The sequence below is a fragment of the Wenzhouxiangella psychrophila genome (genome assembly GCF_042310375.1).
GTDB lineage: Bacteria > Pseudomonadota > Gammaproteobacteria > Xanthomonadales > Wenzhouxiangellaceae > Wenzhouxiangella.
In genome coordinates, this window is sequence record NZ_JBHJMQ010000006.1 from 139,571 (window position 1) to 158,570 (window position 19,000).

Below are 19,000 nucleotides of genomic sequence, written 5' to 3' on the forward strand. Positions count from 1 at the left end.
CGTCGCCTTTTTTTATTTCAGACTCTTTCGAAAATCCCGGCCGCGCCCATGCCGGTGCCAACGCACATGGTGACCATGCCGTAGCGCTGGTCTCGCCGGTGCAGGCCGTGGATCAGCTTGGCCGAGAGCACGGCGCCGGTCGCGCCCAGGGGGTGACCCAGGGCAATGGCGCCGCCGAGCGGGTTGACCTTGTCGGGATCGAGCCCGGTGTTTCGGATCACTGCCAGTGCCTGGGCGGCGAAGGCTTCGTTGAGCTCGATCCAGTCGAGGTCGTTCTTACCGATGCCGGTCTGCTTGAGCACCTTCGGAATGGCCTCGATCGGGCCGATGCCCATGATTTCCGGCGGCACGCCGGCGACCGAGAAACCACGAAAGACGGCCAGGGGCTTGAGGTTGAGCTCCTTGACCACGCGCTCGGAGACCAGGATCAGTGCACCCGCGCCGTCGGACATCTGCGAGCTGGTGCCGGCGGTCACGCTCCCCTTTGTATCGAAGACCGTGCGCAGCTTGCCCAGCGCTTCGGGCGTCGTGTCGCGGCGCGGCCCCTCGTCGGTGTCGACCACGGTTTCAGTCTCGCGAACCGTGCCGTCGGGGCCGGGCACGCGGTTGGTGACCGTGACCGGACGGATCTCGGTGAATTCGCCGCCGTCGATCGCCTTGATGGCCTTCTGGTGAGATTGGTAGCCGAATTCGTCCTGGTCCTCGCGCGAGACATCCCATTTCTTCGCCACCTTCTCGGCGGTGATGCCCATGCCGTAGGCGATTGCGACGTTGTCGTCTTCGAAGACCTTCGGGTTCATGGCCACCTTGTGGCCCATCATCGGGACCATGGTCATGGTTTCGGTGCCCCCGGCGATCATCACGTCGGCCTCGCCGAGGCGAATGCGGTCGGCGGCCATGGCCACGGTCTGCAGGCCCGACGAGCAGAAGCGGTTGACGGTCACGCCGGGCACGTTGTCCGGCAGGCCGGCGAGCAGGGCGCCGATGCGGGCGACGTTCATGCCTTGTTCGGCTTCCGGCATGGCACAGCCGACGATCACGTCCTCGACGCGGGCCGGGTCCAGTTCGGGGACCTCGGCCAGCGATTCGCGAATCACGTGGGCCAGCATGTCGTCGGGACGATAATTTCTGAAAGCGCCCTTGAACGCCCGGGCGACGGGCGTCCTGACGGCGGCAACTACGTATGCATCACTCATGATTGAAATTCCTTTGCCGTATTCATTCAACTGGAACCACGGAAGGCACGGAAGTCACGGAAATGCCTGATGCATTTTTCCGTGTGTTCAGTGATTTCCGTGGTTCCTCTTGTTTGATTGTTTGGATCAATTGCGCAGCGGCTTGCCGGTCTTGAGCATGTGGGCTACGCGTTCCTGGGTCTTGTCCATGGTGGCCAGCTCGAGGAAGTGCTCGCGCTCGAGGCGGTGGATCCATTCCTCGTCGACTTGTCCGCCGCGGTCGATCTCGCCGCCGCAGAGCACTGTGGCGATGCGCGAGCCGATCTCGTAGTCGTGCTCGGAGATGAAGTGGCCCTCGAGCATGTTGACCAGCAGCATCTTGAGCGTGGCGATGCCGACGTCGCCGGCGGCCGGAAATTTTCGGCCGGACAGCGGCGGCCGGTAGCCGGCGGCGGCCATGGCGCGGATCTCGTGGTGGGCGGCGTGCAACAGCTCGTGCTCGTGCAGCACGATGCGGTCGTGCTCGCGCAGGTAGCCCATCTCCTTCGCTTCCATGGCCGAGCCGGCGACCTGCCCCATGGCGACCTGCTTGTAGCGCTTCTCCAGCAGGGGATGGGTGTCTCCGGCCTTGGTGTCGTCGACGATCTGCATGGCCAGTGTGCCCAGTCCGCCGCCGGCCGGCACCAGTCCGACCCCCGCCTCGACCAGGCCCATGTAGCTTTCCAGGTGCGCCACGCGCGTCGCGGTGTGCATGGCCAGCTCCAACCCGCCGCCCAGCGCCAGACCGCGCACGGCGGCGACCGTCGGCACCGAGGAATAGCGCAGGCGCAGGTTGGCGGCCTGGAACCCGGCCACCAGTTCGCGCACGCTGTCGTAATCGCCCTTCTGAATCGCTTCGGCGGCAGCCTTGAGGTTGGCGCCGGCCGAGAAGGGTCCCTTGGGCTGCCAGATCACCAGGCCTTCGAAGTCCGACTCGGCCCGGTCGACAGCCTGGTTGAGCCCCTCGACCACGCCGTTGTCGATCACTGCCATCTTGCTCTTTAGGCTGGCGATCAGTACGTCATCGTGCAGGGTCCAAAGGCGAATCGAGTCGCTTTCGTGCACCGTTGTGCCCGACTCGGTGTTTTCGCCCAACAGCCGCACCGGCTGGTACTGGCGCTGGAACACCGGCAGATCCGGACGCGGCAGGTAACGCGCCTGGTCGCCAGCCCAGGAGCCCTCGGGCGTGTGCACGGCATCGATCTGGTTGACCCATTCGGGCAGGCCGGCATCGACGCCGGTCTTGCCCTCGGTGATGTCCTTGTTGACAAGCTCGGCCATCCTGTTCCAGCCGGCAGACTGCCAGACTTCGAACGGGCCGACTTTCCAGCCGTAGCCCCAGCGGATGGCGAGGTCGACCTCGCGCGCGCTATCTGCAATTTCGGCCAGGTGGTAGGCGCAGTAGTGGAAGAGGTCGCGGTGGATCGACCACAGGAACTCGGTGTATTCGTTTTCGCACTTGGCCAGCTCGGCAAGTTTCTCGCCGGGGTCCTTGATCGACAGGATCTTCTGGACGTCGTCGGGCAGGCCGTAGTCGGTGTCGCGGTACTCGCCCGATTCCGGATCGAGCACGCGGATGGTCTTGCCTTCCTTGCGGAACACGCCCGCGCCGGCCTTCTGGCCCAGGGCGCCGGCTTCTATCAATTTCTGCAGCCACTCGGGCTGCTTGAACCAGGCGTGCCAGGGGTCGTCTTCGAGCTGGGCCTGCATGGTGTTGATGACATTGCCCATGGTGTCCAGTCCGACCACGTCGGCCAGTCGGAAGGTGGCGCTCTTGGGGCGGCCGATCGCCGGGCCGGTCATGGCGTCGACGGTGTCGAAGCCCAGGCCGAGGCGATCAGCGTGGTGCATCACGGACAGCATGGTGAACATGCCCACGCGGTTGCCGATGAAGTTGGCTGTGTCGCGGCAGCGGACGACGCCCTTGCCCAGGTTGCGGGTCAGGAAATCCTCGAGCAGGTCCATGACCCTGTCGTCGGTGCCGGCATGCGGAATCAACTCGACCAGGTGCATGTAGCGCGGAGGATTGAAAAAGTGCACGCCGCAGAACCGGCCGCGCAGCTTCTCGGGCAGTTCCTTCGATAGTTCGGTAATGGAGAGGCCCGAGGTGTTGGAAGCGAAGATCGCGTCGTCGCGAACGTGCGGAGCGAGCTTGCCGTAGAGGTCGCGCTTGATGTCCATGCGCTCGGCCACGGCCTCGATGATGAAGTCGCAGTCGGCGAGCTTGTCGAGATCGTCGGCGAAGTTCAGCGGCCGGATGAACTCGACCAGGTCCTTGCTGGCCAGCGGCGCGGGCTTGAGCTTGAGCAGGCCCTGCTGACCTTTCTCGGCCAGCTGGTTGCGGCCGCCCTCGTCGGAGGGCAGGTCGTAGAGGTCGACCGGAATACCGGCTGCGGTCAGGTGCGCGGCAATCTGCGCGCCCATCACCCCGGCGCCCAGCACCGCGGCACGTCTTACCTTGAGCTTGTGGTCCGTCATATGTGTTCCTTCTAATCCGGATTGAATGTCAATAATTCTCTGGAACCACGGAAGACACGGAATTCACGGAGATCGTTTTACCTGTCTTCCGTGTATTCCGTGCTTTCCGTGGATGCGCTGTGTTTAGCTGGCCTTGGCAACCGGCGGCTGCATGGCCTGCGTGCCGCCGATTTCATCGGGCGTGAACTCGTCCACGGCGATGACTTTCGCGGTCAGTTCCTGCGCCCGCTTGAGGCCGGTACCCTGTTCCTCGGTGATCACGCCGGCGGCGACGGCCTTGCTGACCAACTTGTCGACGTTGACCGGCGTGGGCACGACCTTGAGCGCGTTGCGCACGGCCATTTCCGCAGGTGCTGCTTCGAGCACCGCTTCGAATGCCTGCGCCAGCAGTCCGGCGCCGTCGTCGCCCTTCGACTGGTAGGCGCCTGCAATCAGGCGCTCGCGGCTCGGCGAGGCTTCCATCATGAGGCGCGCCATCTTGTGCGTCGTGCGGTCGTCGACCGGATGATGCCGGCGACCCCACGGGAACAGCAGCGGGCGAAGTATGCCGCCCAGGCCGGCGACCGGAAAGTTCTGCAGCACGCCGAAGATCGCGTTCTCTGCCTGGTTCAGGCTGTCGGCCACGGCCCACTGCACCAGCGGCAGGTCTTCTTCCGGCCGCCCGTCGTCCTCGAAGCGCCGCAGCGCGGTCGAGGCCATGTAGAGATGGGCCAGCGCATCGGCCAGGCGGCCGGACAGTTTCTCCTTGAACTTGAACTGGCCGCCCAGGATGAGCAGGCACAGGTCGGCGACCAGGGTGAAGGCGGCGCTGAGTCGGTTTATCTTGCGGTAGAAGCCTGCGGTCGGCCCGGATACCGGAGAACGGCTGAGCAGTCCGCCGGTCAGCCCCAGCAGGGGTGCCCGCACGAAGTTGGAGATGACAAAGCCGATATGACCGAACAGGGCGCTGTCGAACGCCTTGGCGTCGTCATCCGCCGCCGACTCCATTTCCCTGAGCAGGTAGGGGTGGCAGCGAATCGCGCCCTGGCCGAAGACGATCATCGAGCGCGTGAGGATATTGGCACCCTCGACGGTGATGGCCACAGGAATCGATTGCCAGGGGATGGATAGATAGTTGTTGGGTCCTTCCACGACCGCCTTGCCGCCATGGACGTCCATGGCGTCGTTGAGCACGCGGCGGTTGGCTTCGGTGAGATAGGCCTTCAGGATGGCCGAGAGCACCACCGGTTTCTCGCCATGGTCGAGCGCGCTGAGCGTGAGCTTGTGCGCGGCCTCCATGCGGTAGGTCTCGCCGGCGATGCGCGCCAGTGGTTCCTCGATGCCTTCGAAGTGGCCGATCGGCTGCTTGAACTGGTAACGAACGCGCGCGTACGCGCCGGTTGTCAGACTGGTGAGCTTGCCGTTGGCCACGCTCTGGGCTGGCAGCGAGATGGCGCGGCCGGCTGCCAGACAATGCATCAGCATGCGCCAGCCCTGGCCGATGCGCTCCTGTCCGCCGATGATCCAGTCCATCGGGATGAACACGTCCTTGCCGCGGGTCGGTCCGTTGAGGAAGACGCTCCCGCCGGGAATATGGCGATCGCCGATCTCCACGCCGGGCGTGTCGGTCGGAATCAGGGCGCAGGTGATGCCCAGGTTCTTTTGGTCGCCGAGCAGTCTGTCGGGGTCCTTCGCCTTGAAAGCCAGGCCCAGAACGGTGGCGACCGGGGCCAGGGTGATGTAGCGCTTGTCCCAGCTTACGCGCAGGCCCAGCACCTCCTCGCCCTTGTAGGTTCCCTTGCAGACGATGCCTTCGTCGGGCATGGAAGCGGCGTCGGATCCGGCCAGCGGCGAGGTCAGCGCGAAGCAGGGAATGTCCTTGCCTTTCGCCAGACGCGGCAGGTAGTGGTTCTTCTGCTCGTCGGTACCGAAATGCATCAGCAGTTCACCCGGGCCGAGCGAGTTCGGCACCATGACTGAAACCGCCGCCGACAGGCTGCGCGAGGCGATCTTGGTGACGACCGCGCCGTTGCCTTGTGACGAGAAGCCAAGGCCGCCGTATTCCCTGGGGATGATCATGCTCAGGAAACGCTTCTCGCGGATGAACTGCCAGGTTTCGGGCGGCAGGTCCTTGAGTTCGTTGTTGATCTGCCATTCGTCGAGCATGCCGCACAGTTCTTCGACCTCGCCGTCGAGGAAAGCCTGTTCCTCGGCAGAAAGCGCCGGCTTGTCGATGCCGAACAGCTTCTTCCAGCGGGGCCGGCCGGAGAAGAGCTCGGCGTCCCACCAGACGGTACCGGCGTCGAGTGCCTCGCGCTCGGTATCCGATATCGGCGGCAGTACCGACTTGAACCAGCCGAACAGCCGATCGGAAACCAGAACCCGGCGAAGCGGGCGGATGGCGACGACCGTCAGTGCCATCGCGGTGCCTGCGTACAGAGTGATAACCAGCCAGGAGGCGGCCAGCCAGACCGTGCCCACCACGGCGGCGACCGCGAGCAGCGCGGCCAGCCAGGACGGGGCGCGGAACCAGGCCAGCGCGAGCAGGCCGATGATGAGAGCGATGATCAACAACCAGGTCATGATGTTGCCTCCAGGGTGCGTCGGGCACTGTCAGGGATACGGTTTTTCAGACTGCCGCGCAGGCCGGCGGCGGCGAACTGCACCAGCTCGGCGGCGATGATGCGGGTGTCCTTGAGGGCCGATTCGGCCATGGTCAGCGTCAAGGCGCCGACAATGAAATCGAGCTGGTGCCGCAGGCGAGTCGGATCGGCGTCTGGCAACGATTCGGAAACGGCATCTGCGAAACGGCGCATGACGTGCGCGTATTCGGTGCGCATCGCTTCGTGCAGCGCGGTGTCGCGGTCGGCAAAAGCGCGCAGCAAAAGCTGCATGAACCTCTGCCCTTCCGCGTCGCCGCCGCGGGTGAATTCCAACGCGGGCTCCACGAAAGCCTCGAGCACGGCCTCGAGATCGGGGCGGTCGGAATCGCTTTCGATGGCGTCCAGGCGTTCGAGTCGTGCCGCGTTGAGAGCGTCGAGCCGGCGCCGAAAGATCGCTCGAATGAGTTCCTGCTTGGACCCGAAGTAATAGTTGACCGCGGCCAGGTTGGCCTCGGCTGCCTGGGTGATCTGCCGCAGCGTGGTCAGGTGAAAGCCCTGTTCAGCGAACAGGCGCTCTGCGGCGTCCAGGATGCGATCACGGGTCGAAACGGACATTAAAACGCTCGATTAAAACAACCGTTTTAATCCTACGCTTTCGGGGAGCGTTGTTCAAGCTTCGAGAAGCAAAATTCTTGAAACGCTAAGACGCCAAGACGGCAAGGAATACTAAGATCCTGCCCTTTCTTTGCGTCTTAGCGTCTTTGCGTTTCCAAAGGTTTTTATGCCGATTCCCCGAAGTCCTCAATCGCCCCCGCACTCCGCCGGATCAACGTCGCGGGTGCTGCGGATTCGCCCTGGATTGGAGACGACTACCGCGCGCGCCAGCTCCGAATCCTGCGTGTCGCACACGCGGATGGTCAGGTTGGTGCCGTAGGCGCCGCCGTGGCCCTGGAATCGCACGCGGTAACGCCCCGCAGAGTGCATGCGGAGCGCCTCCCGAGGCTCGACGACGCGCAGCACGTCCTCGGGCTCGGCCGGCTGCCCCTTCTTTTCGGGATCGAGATAGACGATCCAGCCGATGTCCCAGCGATTGCCGCCGGTGCAGGCGTGGCCGTCGGAACTCGGGCAGGCGGCAACCGGCTGGTTGCGAAAGACGGCTTCATGCCGCGCGTAATTGAGATGGCTGACCAGCTGATTGGCTGCTGCCGTCAGCCGTTGCTGGGCCATGAAGGTCCCGAAGGCCGGTACGGCGGCGGTGAGGATTACGGCCATCACGGACACCGCGATCAGCATCTCGATGAGCGTGAGGCCGGTGTGTCGTTCCCAAGTCATGTGTTTCCCCGTCAGATTGCGAGCCGTGTGGCACAGCTTCGGCCATCGGCCGGGGTCGGGGAAATCGCGAAGACACCATGGGCGGTGTAGGAATTTTTCGTGGTGCTGCGTAGTACTGGGATCCTCTGAATAACTCTGCGCTGAGTTGCTCAGAAGCTCCCTGTATCAATCGCCGGAGGAAGTTCCCTCCTCGAGATCCTTCACCCGCCGCTCCAGCGCTTCGATGCGCTCGATCAGTTCGTCCACGTCCGGCGAGTTCTCCGGCGCAGCCACGCGTGGCGCAGCGGAAGGTGCATCCATGTCGACAGGCCCGCAGAGCAGATGCATGTAGCGGTCTTCGCGTTGCCCGGACTGGCGGGGCAGGCGTACCACAAGGGGCGGTGATTTCTGGCCCAGCCGTTCCAGGGTATAGGCAACGTCTTCGGCGTCTTCAAAGCGGTGGATGCGCTCGCAGCGCGTCAACAGCTCATTGACGGTCTGCGGGCCGCGCAGCATCAGCAGGGCGACGAGGGCGAGCTGGGCCCGGGTCAATTCCAGGCCCTTTTCGGCGGTGTGCCGGTAGCGTTCGGCGCGCGAGGAAAAATCGTGGCGTACCAGGCCCTTGCGCTCGAGCTCGCGCAGGGCCTGGCCGACCCGGCCCGGATCGAGCTTCATGACGGGGTCGCGGCTGGTCTTCTGGTTGCAGGCCGTGGTCGTGGCGTTGAGCGTCAGTGGATAGGCGTCGGGCGTTGTGGACTCTTTTTCGACCAGGCAACCGAGTACGCGTGCTTCGACGGCACTCAGCCGGACGCCTTCGGCTTCCCTGTCAGGCGCTTCCGGCCCCGAGTCATAGCCTGTGTTTTCGTTCCCGTCGCTCAAAGCGCGTCTCCGATGCGCTCGACCGCGGTCTTGAGCGTGTCCAGGCCGCAGGCGAACGACAGGCGCAGGTGACCGACCGTGCCGAACGCTGTGCCGGGTACCGAAGCCACGAGGGCTTTCTCGAGCAGGTGTTCGGCCAGTTCGATGTCGTCGCCCAGTCCCAGCTTTTCGATTGCGCCGCTGAAGTCGGCAAAGGCGTAGAACGCGCCCTCGCCGGGCTCGCAGCTCACCCCCGGCAGCTCGTTGAGCGCGGGCACCAGCCAGTCGTGGCGTTCCTTGAAGGCCTTGCACATCTCGCCCACGCAACTCTGGTCGCCGTTGAGTGCGGCTACCGCCGCGGCCTGGCTGACCGAGCTCGGGTTGGAGGTGCTCTGGCCCTGGATCTTCTTCATTTCCTTGATGATCTCGGCCGGGCCGGCGGTATAGCCGATGCGCCAGCCGGTCATCGCATACGCCTTGCTGACGCCGTTGACCACCAGGGTGCGATCCTGCAGGGCCGGGACGACCTGTGCGAGCGTGGAAAACGGCTCGTTCGCCCACCAGATGTGTTCGTAGATGTCGTCGGTGCAAACGACGATCTTCGGGTGATTGAGAAGGATCTCACCGATGGCGGCCAGCTGGTCCCGCGTGTAGGCCCGGCCGCTGGGGTTGCTGGGCGAATTGAGGATCAACAGCCGGGTCTGATCGGTGATCGAGGCCTCCAGCTGGGACGGCGTGACCAGGTAGTTGTTCTTGGCTGAGGTGTTGAGGGTCACCGGGGCGCCGCCGGCCAGGCGGGCCATGTCCGGGTAGGACACCCAGTAGGGCGCGGGGATCAGTACTTCGTCGCCCTCGCCGATCAGGGCCTGCATCAGGTTGTACAGGCTCTGCTTGGCGCCGGTGGAAGCGAGGATCTGGTTCGGCCCGTAGCTCAGTTCGTTGTCGCGTTGGAACTTCGAGATGACCGCCTGCTTGAGTTCGGGCGTGCCGTCGACCGGCGTATAGCGGGTCTGGCCCGCCTCGATGGCCTCGGCCGCCGCCTTGCGGATGTGCGCCGGCGTGTCGAAATCGGGCTCACCCATGCTCAGCGAAATCACGTCCTTGCCGGCGGCCTTGAGTTCGGCAGCCTTGGCCGCCATCGCGATGGTGGCCGAGGGCTTGACCTGGCTGACGCGTGATGCAAATCGGAAAGTCACGATAGAACTCCCTACTGGATTCAGAGTGAATGGCATTAAACAGCCATAACTGTAGTCACGATTATAATCGGACAAACAATCTTGAGGAGTGAAACGGGGCAATGAGCAAGCGTTTTCGCATGGCGTCGAGCTATGAGCCGGCCGGCGACCAGCCGGCCGCCATCGATGCCCTGGTCAAGGGGCTCGGGGCCGGGCAGTCGCACCAGACGCTGCTCGGGGTGACCGGGTCGGGCAAGACATTCACCATGGCCAACGTGATCGAGCGCGTCCAGCGCCCGGCCCTGGTGATGGCGCCCAACAAGACCCTGGCCGCCCAGCTCTACGGCGAGTTCAAGGCTTTCTTCCCCGACAATGCCGTCGAGTATTTCGTCAGCTATTACGACTATTACCAGCCCGAGGCCTACGTGCCCTCGTCGGACACCTTCATCGAGAAGGACGCCTCGATCAACGAGCACATCGAGCAGATGCGCCTGTCGGCGACCAAGGCACTGCTCGAGCGGCCCGATTCGCTGATCGTCGCCACCGTCTCGTCGATCTACGGCCTGGGCGATCCCAGCTCTTTCCTGAAGATGACGCTGCCGCTGAAAGTGGGCGAGCGCATGCCCCAGCGCGAGATCCTCCGGCGCCTGGCCGAAATGCAGTACTCGCGCAACGACTTCGAGCTGCGGCGCGGCACCTACCGCGTTCGCGGCGAGGTCATCGACATGTTCCCGGGCGATTCTGAAATGGAGGCCGTGCGTGTCGAGTTGTTCGATGACGAGATCGAACGCGTCAGCTTCTTCGATCCGCTCACCGGCGAGGTGCACGAGAAGACCGACGAACTGACGATCTTCCCCAAGACCCATTACGTCACGCCCCGGCAGGTGGTGCTCGACGCCATCGAGGCGATCAAGGCCGAGCTCAAGGAACGGCTCGAACAGCTCGAACAGGCCGGCAAGCTACTCGAAGCGCAGCGTCTGCGGCAGCGCACCGAGTTCGACATCGAGATGATGCTCGAACTGGGCTACTGCCAGGGCATCGAGAACTACTCGCGCCATCTCACCGGCCGCCAGCCCGGCGACCCGCCGCCGACCCTGTTCGATTACCTGCCCAAGGACGCGATGCTGATCGTCGACGAGTCGCACGTGACCATCCCGCAGATCGGCGGCATGTACCGCGGCGACCGCGCCCGCAAGGAAACCCTGGTCGAGTACGGATTTCGGCTGCCCTCGGCGATGGACAACCGGCCGCTCACCTTCGAGGAGTTCGAGGAACGCGCCCCGCAGATGGTCCTGGTTTCGGCCACGCCTCGGCAGTGGGAGTTCGATCACTCCCAGACCGTTGCCGAGCAGGTCGTGCGGCCCACCGGCCTGGTCGACCCGGAAGTGGAAGTTCGCCCGGTGTCTAGCCAGGTCGACGACCTGCTGTCGGAGATTCGCTTGCGGGTAGGTGAGGGGGACCGGGTTCTGGTCACGACGCTGACCAAGCGCATGGCCGAGAACCTGACCGAGTACCTGGCCGAGCACGATGTGCGCGTGCGCTATCTGCATTCGGACATCGACACGGTCGAGCGCGTCGAAATTATTCGTGATCTCCGGCTGGGCGCCTTCGATGTGCTGGTCGGCATCAACCTGCTGCGTGAGGGCCTGGACATGCCCGAGGTCTCGCTGGTGGCGATACTGGACGCCGACAAGGAGGGTTTCCTGCGCTCGGAAGGCTCGCTCATCCAGACCATCGGCCGGGCGGCGCGCAACGTGCGCGGCAAGGCGATTCTCTATGCCGAGAAGATCACCAATTCGATGCAGCGCGCCATCGAGGAAACCGAGCGCAGGCGCGCCAGGCAGATCGCCCACAATGAGGCCCACGGCATCACACCGCAGACCATCGTCAAGAACATCGAAGACATCATGGCTGACGCCCAGCAGATGCCGGGCAAGAAAAAACCGGCGCGCAAGGTGGCCGAAGAACGTGAATCCGACTACGCGGTCGAGCCGGTCTCACCGGCGGATGCCGCGAAGGAAATCGCAAAGCTGGAGAAGGAGATGTTCCAGGCAGCGGAAGACCTCGAGTTCGAGAAGGCGGCCGAGATCCGCGATCGTATTCACAAAATCCGCGAACAGGGCTTCAAGATCGCGACCTGATTCCTGCCTTTACCCGGCCTCTCTTGAATAGTTCTTCAAGCGAGTGCAGTACTGTTTATGTCATCGTCAATAGCCGAAGTAAAGAATGGCCATCAGTGACAAGCACATCGCAATTCTCGCCGAAGACGCTTACCAGGAGCTGGAACTGCACTACCCGCGGTTGAGGCTGATCGAGGCTGGCGCGCGGGTGTCAGTGCTTGGTGCGGGCAAGGATGAATATCACAGCGGCAAGGGCTATGCCGTTACCGTTGACGCGAACGCCGCCGACGTCAAAGCCTAAGACTTCGATGGCGTCGTGATTCCGGGCGGCATGGCGCCCGACAAGATGCGCCGTCACAAGGCAATGGTTGACCTGGTTCGGGCGCTTCACGATGCCGGCAAGCCGGTGGCCTGGATCTGTCACGCCGGCTGGGTGCCGGTATCGGCCGATATCGTCCGCGGCCGGCGAGTCACGTCCTTTCCATCGATCCGCGACGACATGGTCAACGCCGGCGCCGACTGGGTCGACGAGGAAGTGGTGGTCGACAGCAACCTGATCAGCAGCCGCGTGCCCGACGACCTGCCGGCCTTCTGCAAGGCCATCCTCGCCGCGCTGGAGGATTGATCCTACCTTGAGCGGCAACGGTAGATGATAAACCGCCGCTCGCCGTCCTGAACGGGGCCGTCGGCCACGATGGTGTCGCCGTTGAGATCCCAGGCGCTGTTGCGCGCCAGGTCGGCCAGTTCGGCCTCGACCTTGCCCGGGCTGCGCTCCACGCCGGCAACGCGCTCGCGCACGGAAGTCGTGGTCGTGCCCAGGCGTTCGCAGTTGGTGGCCATCGAGGGTTCGACCAGGCGCACGCCTTCGGCGCCACGCTCGAGCTTGACCCAGCTGCAGCCGGCAGTCAGGGCCGCAGCTACGGCGCCGGCGATCAGTGCTTTTCTCATTCCGGGTTACCTATCGAAGTCCGAGGGCATCACGATAGGGCGAGGCAGGCCGAGCGTCAACGCTCTTGCCGCGGGGCAGGGGAGAAGAGCCCGGGCCTGCCGACAGGCCCGGACTGCGGGACGGATCAGAACTTGTAGTCGACGCCGACCATGCCGGTGCGCGGCTTGTTGGGCCGGGCGCCGTCGGGCAGGCGCGAGATGATCACCTGGCGATCGAGCAGGTTGGTGACCTTCACGAAGGCGGTCATGGCATCGGTGACCGCATAGCGCGAGATCCAGTCGACCACAAACAGCGACTCGGTGCGGTCGAAGGGCTCGTCGGCGTTATTGCAGCCAACCTGGATGCAGGTCTCGTCCATGTACTTGGCCACGAAGTGGTTGTCCCAACCGCTGACGTGCTCCAGGCCAAGGCGCAGGCTGAAGAGATGTTCGGGGATGTCGGCCAGCTCGTCGCCGTCGGACACGCCGGTGACGGGGTTGTTCTCGCTGATCTCGGCATTGGAATAGGTGTAGTTGAAACTCAGCGGAATGGTCAGGCCGCCGGCGCGCCACTCGTTGCCGAGTTGGAACTCGACGCCCTTGACGACGGCTTCGCCGGTGACGAAGCTGCCGCTGGTGGCGCCATTGCTACACGGGTTGGCGTTCGAGCAGACTTCGGCCTGGTTTTCGAAGTCGCTGAGGAAGCCCACGAGCTCGACAAAGAGGTCGTCACGGAAATGACGCAGGCCCAGCTCGTAATTGACGCTGGTTTCCGGCTCGTCGTTTTCGGTCGCGCCGCCGCTGAGCGGGGCAAAGCCGCGATGCACGCCGGCCAGGAGTTGGTAATGGTCGGTGAAATCCCAGGTCATGGATGCGCCGGGCAGCCACTCGCTGGCGCTGCTGCTCCGGCGCGCGGGATCGGTGCTGCGGTCAGTCGTGCCGAACTGGCGGCGGAAGGTGTCTGCATCTTCGTAGCGCAGCGCCAGGTCGAGCTTGACGTCCGGGGTGACCTGCCACTGATCCAGGGCCCAGAAGGAAAAGGCGTCGGCGCCTTCGAGGCGGTTGTTGCTGCCGGTCGGGGCGATGGTGTCCTGGAACACCAGGCTGCCGTTGACCTGGTCGTAGACTTCGACCGGCTGGAAGCGGTCCATGCGGTCGCTGTGGTCGCGCGCGCCGAGCTGCAGGCGGTGATCGCCCAAACTGGCGTCGATCCCCAGTTCCAGTCCGTAGGACTCGTACTCGCGGTTGTTGTGCTTGTAGTCGAGCCCGGCAGCATCGAGCTCTCCGTGCAGGATGGCGAGAGCCTGTTCGTCACCGGCATTGGCGGCGTCGATCAGCGAGCCGAAGCTGCCCTTGAACCAGTCGCGGGCGAATTCGTTGTAGTAGGCCAGGGCCGAGAGGGTGACCTGGTTGCTCAGATCGAGGTCCCAGGCCAGAGAGAAGCCCTGGTGGTCGTTGTTCATCTGGTCGATTTCGGACAAGCCGTAGCGCCGGTTCGGATCGCGCTCGAAGTCGGCATCGGTCAGTCCCAGATAGGTTTCGTTGGAGGTTTCTTCGGAATATTGCGCCTTGGCCATTAGGCTCTGGCGCTCTCCGGTCCAGCCGAACTTGAGCATGTAGCTCTGGATATCGAAACCGGCGTCGCGGTTGCTGCGGTCGATGTCCTTGAAGCCGTCGCTGTTGCGATAGACGGTATCGACCAGCCAGCCGAAGTCGCCCTCGCGACCGCCGACCCAGGCGTGCGTGTTGTGTTCGCTGTTCTCGCCCAGGGTGGTAACGATGCGGCCGCTGTTTTCCAAAGGAATCGGTGTTGTGACGAGATTGATGACCCCGCCAGTGGTCTGCGGACCGTAGCGGAGCAGGGGGGCGCCCTTGAGCACTTCCACGGCATGCATCTGGAAGGCCTGCGGGAAGTAATAGGCGGCCGGGTTCGAGTAGGGCGCGGGGGCGATCATTACCCCGTCTTCGAGCAGGGTCACCTTGCTCGATCGGCCGCCGGCGGCGGCGCGAATGCCGATGTTGGGGCGAAGCCCCTCGCCGTCTTCCTCGCGGATGTAGACGCCCGGCACGGTCTTGAGCAGTTGGTTGATATCGGTCTGCTGCTCGACTTCCATCTGTTGCGGGTCGACAACAGCGTTGGTGCCCGAAAGGCGGCGTGCGTCCTCGCTGGTGCCGATGATGCGCATGCGATCGAGGCTGGCCTGCAGGTTTTGCTGCGTTGTCCGGGCGGCGTTTTCTTCTTCTTTCTGCTTTTCCCGGTCCGGTTCCGTGGACTGATTTGCGGCGGCGGTTGCGGCGAATGCGAGCGCGATTGCCGCGAGCGAGAGGTGTTTCATCGGTCGTCAATCCTTGGTTGAAATTGAAGGCCGGTATTCTAAACGCAAATCATTCTCAGGCGCAATAAGGGTATTTCACTTAGAGTTCCGATAGGGGTGCCGCAAACAGCTCGTCTTGAAGCGATGGATCGAGCTTGAAAAATTCCAAATCTCAAGCACCAAATATCAAACAAATTCGAATGATCGAATATTTAATGACGGAAACGGGCATGGAGCCAAATTGACAAGCCTGTGCGGATGGGCGGGCGCAGGACTGGCCCACTAGGGTGATGGCGGGCGCCGCCGTTGCTCGCGTTGCCACAGCATCCAGACAACCAGCGCCGCCAGCGCCGTATAGAGCGTCCAGGCATATTCGTCACCGAAGCGCTGACTGCCGATCATGGCGATGACGCAGCCCAGACCGCTGAGCACGGAAATCGTTATCGGGTGATGATCCAGCGGCCTGTGAGTGCGCAGATGCAACGCGACAAAAGCCAGGGGTGCGCCGGCGGCGAGGCCCGGGCCGATGACGAAAGGCCAGGCCGCCCCCTGCCAAAGGGCCCCGATCGCCCCGGCCATCAGGGCGGCCAGGGCGACGAGAGTGAATGGCGTCGAAATCAAGTGTCAGTGGCGCGGCGCCGGAACCACACTGCACCGGCGAGCAGGGCCAGGGCGATGACCAGGCCGACCCACATGCCGGGGCGCAGCAGGAAGTCCAGGCTGTTGGAAAAGCTCATGAATACGTCCTCGCTGAACTCGACGTCGCTCATGTCGACCTGCCCCCCACTGGATTGCACTTGCCAGCCGATGTTGCTCGGAATGAGGCCGCTGCCGAGGCGTTCGAGTACGATCTTGCCGACATTCATCTGCGGCAGGCTGAAGCTCGAAAGCATGCTCCAGGCGTGTTGCAACAACGAGATCGCGACCGGTACGGCGACCGCGACCAGGATGGGTACGCGCGGGGCCCAGGAAGAACAGAACACCAGCCAGGCGTAAATGGGCATCAGCCAAAGTCCCTGCACCAGCAGGCCGAGCGCCATGACGAACCACAGCTTGGGCAGGCTCGCCGGCAGCCAGAATTCCGTGATGGGATTGATGCCCGCCATCAGCCCATAGCCCGACGCGATAAGCAGCACCAGTAGCTGGGTGACGATGGCCGCCAGCAGGTAGATAGCCGGGGCGAGCAGCCAGGCGGTGAGTACCTTCGAGGCCACGGTCATGCTGTCGGAGATCGGCAGAGACTTCCAGAACAGGATGGAGCGGTCCTTGCGCTCGTCGTAGAGGCAGCTGGAAAGGTAGAAGAGCAGTATCAGAATGAGCAGCTGCAGAAAAAGCCCCGAAACCGCGAACAGGGCACCCGTCACGAACAGTCGCTTCTGGTCGGCCGGGACGTCGGCGAACTGCCGGATGGCGTCAAGGGTGAAAGCCATCTCGTTGTCGAAGCGCGAACCCAGAATGAGTCCAAAGACGATAAAGAAAAGGATCAGGCCCAGGATGATGATGGGCGCCCACTTGAACGCGCCGGGGCTTTCCCAGAGTTCGCGACGCATCAATGTCCACAGGTTCGAAATCGCGCGTGTGCTCATGCTGCTTCCTCCGCGCCGGCGTTGTCTTCGTATTCCTCGCCCATCAGGGCAACGAACAGGTCGGCCACGCTGGGTCGATGCAGTTCGCCGATTTCCTTGAGGCGATCGATATCACCGCTGTCGAAAAGAAAGATGTGGCGGCCGAAGAGCACACGCTCATGCAAGGGCTGCATCGCGCGCGCCTCCTCGACGCGATCCGGTTTGACCATGACCTCGCGGTAGCGCTCGTGGACGGCATCCATGGTGGCGTTGACCACCAGCTTGCCGTCCTTGATGAACAGCAGGTCGGTCAGGATGTGTTCGACTTCCTCGACCTGGTGGGTGGTGATGAGGATCGTGCGTTCCTCGTCGAAGTATTCGTTCAGCAGGTTGGAATAGAAGCGCTTGCGAAACAGGATGTCGAGGCCCAGGGTGGGCTCGTCGAGCACCAGTAGCTTGGCATCGATGGCCATCACCAGGGCCAGGTGAAGCTGCACGACCATGCCCTTGGACAGGGCCTTGACCTTGGTCTTCGGCTTGACCTTGGTGTTCTTGAGGTAATGCATGCAGCGCTCGCGCGAAAACCGTGGGTGCAGCCTTTCGGTCATTTCGATGACCTGCCAGACGCGCGCCCAGCGGGGCAGCACGGCGACGTCGGCGATGAAGCAAACATCCTCCATCAGTTCGTCGCGGTCCTTGTCGGGCTTCCGGCCGAGTACTTCGAGCTCACCGCTGTAGCCGGTCAGGCCGAGTATGGCTTTGAGCGCCGTGGTTTTGCCGGCGCCGTTGGGGCCGATCAGGCCAACGATGCGTCCAGGCGGAATTTCCAGGTCGATACCGTCGACAGCCCGGTTACTGCCGTAGTACCGCTTCAGGTCCCGGGCGTGAATGGTCAGACTCATGAATTGCTCTCCTCGTTATTGCGTGCGGCCAGCAGATCCTCGATCGACAGACCGAGTCCCTCGATCCGTTGCGCCAGCCGCGGCCATTCTTCGTTGAGAAACCGCTTGCGTTCGCTCGCCAGCAGCATGCGACGCGCACCCTCGCGCACGAACATACCGACACCCCGACGCTTTTCCACCAGTTCGTCGTCAACCAGTGACTGATAGGCCTTGGAAACCGTGAGCGGATTGATCTGGAAGTCGACCGCCACCTGTCGGACGGAGGGCAACGGTTGGCCTTCCTGGAGGGTGCCGTCGAGAATGGCGGCCACGGTCTTTTCGCGCAGCTGCCAGTAAATCGGCTGGTTGTCGTCCCAGCGCGCTTCCATCATGGGCGCGACAGGCCTGAAAACCAGGGCAGCAGGCGGAGATTGGAGTCGCCGCCCGAGCTTGACCTTCCGGCCTGCTCGCGCTGCGTTACCGGGGCCGATTCGGGATTGACCGCCTCGGTCCGCTCCATGGTTTCGGTCCGTTCGGCCTGGAGCTGTTCTTCGATACCCGAGCGATCGACGGTGAAGGACAACGCCAGGCACACAGCGGCTGCAACTAGCGCCATTCTGTGGGGTATGACGAATGTCCGGCGTTTTGAAATCGGCAACATGGTCAGCTCCTTCGGCTGTCGTGTTGGTGTACTACTCTAGTACAACACCACCACAGAGTCAAGTCCTTGAGGCGGATTCAGGCGCACTGAGTGATCTGGTAAACTTCCGCGACGGAACTGACCGCCATTGTGCTGGTCACAGGCAAACTCGAAAAGCCCATTTTCCCAAGGAGTTCTATTTCATGAAGATTGCCCGAATTCTGGCCGGCTCCGTGCTGGTCGCAAGTGCTTCGACAGCGGCCCTGGCCCAGGACGAAGCCCTCGAGACACCCGAAGATCGCTTGAGCTACACCATTGGCATGGATATCGGCGGATCTCTGGCCGAACAGGACATGGACCTTGATCTCGATCTGTTGATCGAGGCCTTGCGCGCCAGCTATAACGGCGAGGAAACGCTCCTGACGGAAGAGGAAGCCCTGGCTGAGCGCGAGGCGTTCATGCAGCGCCGCCAGCAACAGATGGAAGCACAGCGCGAGGAAGAGGGCACTGCCAATCGCGAAGCCGGCGAGGCCTTCCTGGCAGAAAATGCAGAGCGTGATGATGTCATGGTGACCGATTCCGGCCTGCAGTATCGCGTGATCGAAGAAGGCGACGGCGCCAGCCCGGCCGCCGAGGACCAGGTGACCGTCCACTACAAGGGCACCCTGATCGACGGTACCGTGTTTGACAGCTCCTATGATCGTGGCGAGCCGATCGCCATCGAGGTTGATGCGGTCATCCCCGGCTGGACCGAAGGCCTGCAGCTGATGTCCGAGGGCGGCAAGTACGAGTTCTTCATTCCCTCCGACCTGGCTTACGGCGAGCAGGGTCGGCCCGGGCCGATCGGTCCGAATTCGACCCTGATTTTCGAAGTCGAGCTGCTCGAAGTGGCCGACAGCGAGTCCCAGGAATAAGAGCCGACGAATCGATCGCC

Annotated in this window: 16 protein-coding genes and 1 pseudogene; 3 read left to right on the forward strand and 14 right to left on the reverse strand. The window is 63.3% G+C overall.

What is annotated here, in order from left to right; all coding sequences use genetic code 11:
• Positions 1-17: 17 nt before the first annotated feature.
• The 7 genes from ACDC66_RS09705 to ACDC66_RS09735 form a co-directional block, all read right to left on the reverse strand.
• Positions 18-1,196 (reverse strand): acetyl-CoA C-acyltransferase, encoded by a 1,179-nt coding sequence (locus ACDC66_RS09705; protein WP_376696510.1) that lies wholly within the window; start codon positions 1,194-1,196, stop codon positions 18-20.
• Between the two features lie 126 nt (positions 1,197-1,322).
• A complete protein-coding gene (locus ACDC66_RS09710) occupies positions 1,323-3,692 on the reverse strand; it encodes a 3-hydroxyacyl-CoA dehydrogenase/enoyl-CoA hydratase family protein (protein WP_376696511.1) in 2,370 nt (789 codons plus the stop codon).
• 123 nt (positions 3,693-3,815) lie between these two features.
• Positions 3,816-6,254 carry an acyl-CoA dehydrogenase gene (locus ACDC66_RS09715; RefSeq protein ID WP_376696512.1) on the reverse strand — a complete coding sequence of 813 codons (2,439 nt, stop codon included), beginning with the start codon at positions 6,252-6,254 and terminating at the stop codon, positions 3,816-3,818.
• On the reverse strand, positions 6,251-6,889 hold the full coding sequence (locus ACDC66_RS09720) for a TetR/AcrR family transcriptional regulator (protein WP_376696513.1): 639 nt from the start codon (positions 6,887-6,889) through the stop codon (positions 6,251-6,253). The genes ACDC66_RS09715 and ACDC66_RS09720 overlap by 4 nt, the downstream gene beginning before the upstream one ends.
• Before the next feature lie 186 nt (positions 6,890-7,075).
• On the reverse strand, positions 7,076-7,606 hold the full coding sequence (locus tag ACDC66_RS09725) for a GspH/FimT family pseudopilin (protein ID WP_376696514.1): 531 nt from the start codon (positions 7,604-7,606) through the stop codon (positions 7,076-7,078).
• 165 nt (positions 7,607-7,771) lie between these two features.
• Positions 7,772-8,464 carry a YceH family protein gene (locus tag ACDC66_RS09730; RefSeq protein WP_376696515.1) on the reverse strand — a complete coding sequence of 231 codons (693 nt, stop codon included), beginning with the start codon at positions 8,462-8,464 and terminating at the stop codon, positions 7,772-7,774.
• A complete protein-coding gene (locus ACDC66_RS09735; RefSeq protein WP_376696516.1) occupies positions 8,461-9,639 on the reverse strand; it encodes a pyridoxal phosphate-dependent aminotransferase in 1,179 nt (392 codons plus the stop codon). Before ACDC66_RS09735 ends, ACDC66_RS09730 begins: the two co-directional genes overlap by 4 nt.
• Before the next feature lie 101 nt (positions 9,640-9,740).
• On the opposite strand from ACDC66_RS09735, the gene uvrB reads away from it, so the two are divergent.
• Together uvrB and ACDC66_RS09745 are read left to right on the forward strand one after the other, a co-directional pair.
• Positions 9,741-11,759: an excinuclease ABC subunit UvrB gene (uvrB, locus tag ACDC66_RS09740; RefSeq protein WP_376696517.1), complete on the forward strand. Its 2,019-nt coding sequence runs from the start codon at positions 9,741-9,743 to the stop codon at positions 11,757-11,759.
• An 85-nt stretch (positions 11,760-11,844) separates the two neighbouring features.
• Positions 11,845-12,363, forward strand: a pseudogene (locus ACDC66_RS09745) (type 1 glutamine amidotransferase domain-containing protein).
• Between the two features lie 2 nt (positions 12,364-12,365).
• On the opposite strand, the gene ACDC66_RS09750 reads toward ACDC66_RS09745, so the two are convergent.
• The 7 genes from ACDC66_RS09750 to ACDC66_RS09780 all read right to left on the reverse strand — a co-directional run bounded on the left by ACDC66_RS09750 (position 12,366) and on the right by ACDC66_RS09780 (position 18,042).
• Entirely contained in the window at positions 12,366-12,686 is a 321-nt protein-coding gene (locus ACDC66_RS09750; RefSeq protein WP_376696518.1) for a DUF4156 domain-containing protein, read from the reverse strand.
• 125 nt (positions 12,687-12,811) lie between these two features.
• Positions 12,812-15,001, reverse strand: coding sequence for a TonB-dependent receptor family protein (locus ACDC66_RS09755; protein WP_376696519.1), 2,190 nt, complete (start codon positions 14,999-15,001; stop codon positions 12,812-12,814).
• 261 nt (positions 15,002-15,262) lie between these two features.
• Positions 15,263-15,601 carry a hypothetical protein gene (locus ACDC66_RS09760; RefSeq protein ID WP_376696520.1) on the reverse strand — a complete coding sequence of 113 codons (339 nt, stop codon included), beginning with the start codon at positions 15,599-15,601 and terminating at the stop codon, positions 15,263-15,265.
• Positions 15,598-16,566, reverse strand: a complete 969-nt coding sequence (locus ACDC66_RS09765; RefSeq protein WP_376696521.1) for a hypothetical protein — start codon at positions 16,564-16,566, stop codon at positions 15,598-15,600. The genes ACDC66_RS09760 and ACDC66_RS09765 overlap by 4 nt, the downstream gene beginning before the upstream one ends.
• Positions 16,563-17,447, reverse strand: coding sequence for an ABC transporter ATP-binding protein (locus ACDC66_RS09770; protein WP_376696522.1), 885 nt, complete (start codon positions 17,445-17,447; stop codon positions 16,563-16,565). Before ACDC66_RS09770 ends, ACDC66_RS09765 begins: the two co-directional genes overlap by 4 nt.
• Positions 17,444-17,818: a GntR family transcriptional regulator gene (locus tag ACDC66_RS09775; RefSeq protein ID WP_376696523.1), complete on the reverse strand. Its 375-nt coding sequence runs from the start codon at positions 17,816-17,818 to the stop codon at positions 17,444-17,446. The genes ACDC66_RS09770 and ACDC66_RS09775 overlap by 4 nt, the downstream gene beginning before the upstream one ends.
• Positions 17,815-18,042: a hypothetical protein gene (locus tag ACDC66_RS09780; RefSeq protein WP_376696524.1), complete on the reverse strand. Its 228-nt coding sequence runs from the start codon at positions 18,040-18,042 to the stop codon at positions 17,815-17,817. The genes ACDC66_RS09775 and ACDC66_RS09780 overlap by 4 nt, the downstream gene beginning before the upstream one ends.
• A 227-nt stretch (positions 18,043-18,269) precedes the next feature.
• On the opposite strand from ACDC66_RS09780, the gene ACDC66_RS09785 reads away from it, so the two are divergent.
• Entirely contained in the window at positions 18,270-18,980 is a 711-nt protein-coding gene (locus tag ACDC66_RS09785; protein ID WP_376696525.1) for an FKBP-type peptidyl-prolyl cis-trans isomerase, read from the forward strand.
• The last annotated feature ends 20 nt before the right edge of the window (positions 18,981-19,000 follow it).